The sequence below is a fragment of the Kitasatospora saccharophila genome (genome assembly GCF_039529925.1).
Taxonomy (GTDB): Bacteria; Actinomycetota; Actinomycetes; order Streptomycetales; family Streptomycetaceae; genus Kitasatospora; species Kitasatospora saccharophila.
Window position 1 is genome coordinate 1 of sequence record NZ_BAAANS010000150.1, and the last position, 1,649, is coordinate 1,649.

The 1,649-nt window shown below is 72.3% G+C and carries 2 protein-coding genes and 1 pseudogene; all 3 read left to right on the forward strand.

Annotation, left to right across the window (positions count from 1 at the left end):
* The first annotated feature begins 79 nt into the window (after positions 1-79).
* Positions 80-871, forward strand: a complete 792-nt coding sequence (locus ABD345_RS39885; protein ID WP_344559730.1) for an amino acid kinase family protein — start codon at positions 80-82, stop codon at positions 869-871.
* 11 nt (positions 872-882) lie between these two features.
* A complete protein-coding gene (locus ABD345_RS39890) occupies positions 883-1,446 on the forward strand; it encodes a type 1 glutamine amidotransferase (RefSeq protein WP_344559731.1) in 564 nt (187 codons plus the stop codon).
* A 35-nt stretch (positions 1,447-1,481) separates the two neighbouring features.
* Positions 1,482-1,649, forward strand: a pseudogene (locus tag ABD345_RS39895) (Glu/Leu/Phe/Val dehydrogenase); the annotation flags it as partial.

The following is a 1,649-nucleotide window of genomic DNA, read 5'->3' on the forward strand; positions in this document are numbered from 1 at the left end:
GCCAGGCGCTGCAGGCGACCAACCTCCGATTCGGCCTGCCGGTGCAGACCGGCCTGACCATGCAACCGGTGATGCCCGCATGAGCGCGACGACACCCACCGTGGTCAAACTCGGCGGCTCCACCCTGCACGCGATGCCCGACGCCTGGTGGGACGACCTCGCCGAGCACGGGCGCACCCACCCGCTGGTGCTCGTGCACGGCTGGTCCCGCCCGCTGCGGCTGCTGCGCCCCGAGTACAGCGAGCCGTCCGCGATCCTGCGCGACCGCTACGGCAACCAGAGCCGCTGGACCACCCCCGAGGTGCTCGCCGACATCAAGCAGGTCAGCGCCGCCCTCACCGAACAGCTCGACGGCCTGCTCGGCGCCCGCGGCATCAGCACCGAACGGGTCGTCGGCAGCGACGGCCTGGTCGGCGCGGCCGCAGGCGAGCGCTGGTGGTGGAAGGACAAGCAGCTCGTCGAACTGGACAACCTGGTCGGCCCGATCACCGACGTCGACCCGACCCTGCTGAAGGGCCTGCGCCCCGGCCACTGCGTCCTGGTCACCCCACTGGCCAGGAACACCGCCGGGCAGGAGGTCAACACCGACGGCGACCGGGCCGCGGCCGCCGTCTCCGGCGCCCTCGGCGCGACCGCCCTGGTCCTGGTCACCGACGTCCCGCACCTGCTGATCGACGACCGGCCGGTGCACCGGATCACCGCCGAGGCCGTCGCGGAGTTCCGCGACAAGGGCGCCACCGGCGGCATGCGCAAGAAGCTCCGGGCGGCCGGCGAAGCCCTGGAACGGGGCGTGCAACGGGTCGTCATCGGCAGCGCACCGGTCACCGACCTGCTGGCCGGCCGCACCGGCACCGTCATCACGCCAAGCTGAGGAGTGGACCCGTGGCACGAACCCGCGTACTGGTCGTCAACAACGGGACGCTGTCCCTGAAACAGCTCCGCGGCCGCTTCGAACAGCTCGGCTCCGACACCGACGTCGTCGACGCGGCCCACGTACCGGACCGGATCGACGGCCGGTACCAGGCGATCGCCCTGAGCGGCACCAAGGTGCGCGCCTACGACAGCGACTACTACCGGCCGCTGATCGACCTCGTGACGGGGACCGACGTCCCGGTCCTCGGGATCTGCGGCGGCATGCAGATCATCGCCGTCGCCGCGGGCGGCCGGCTCGCCGAGGGCCCGCAGCGGGTCGGCGGCCACGAGGCCCAGGTCGACACCGGGGAGCCGGTCTTCACCTACGTGAAGCCCACCGTGACGGTCTTCCACCGGCACACCCTGTACCTCCAGGAGGCCCCCGCGGGCTTCCGCGCGATCGGCCGCTCGGAACACGCGCCGGTGGAGTTCATCCGCTCCGACGACGGCCGGATCTTCGGCGCCCAGGCCCACCTGGAGTTCCGCCCCGACGGCCTGGAGATCATGCGCGGCTTCAGCAAGCTCTACCTCTGACCCGTCCCACCCACGCACCCACGGAGGAACTGGACATGACTGCTCCGCACGACCCACAGGGCCCCGCGTTCACCGTCCACCTGGGCGGTAGCGGCGGCACCGTCAAGGGCTGGGTGGTCGTCGACTCCCTGGTCGACGGCCTGGCCATGGGCGGCACCCGGATGACCCCCGGCGTCACCGAGGAGGAGGTCGCCGGACTGGCC

Bases quoted from the DNA above. Each gene is read 5' to 3' on its own strand.
- ABD345_RS39885 (WP_344559730.1), top strand. From the start codon at position 80: ATGAGCGCGACGACACCCACCGTGGTCAAACTCGGCGGCTCCACCCTG.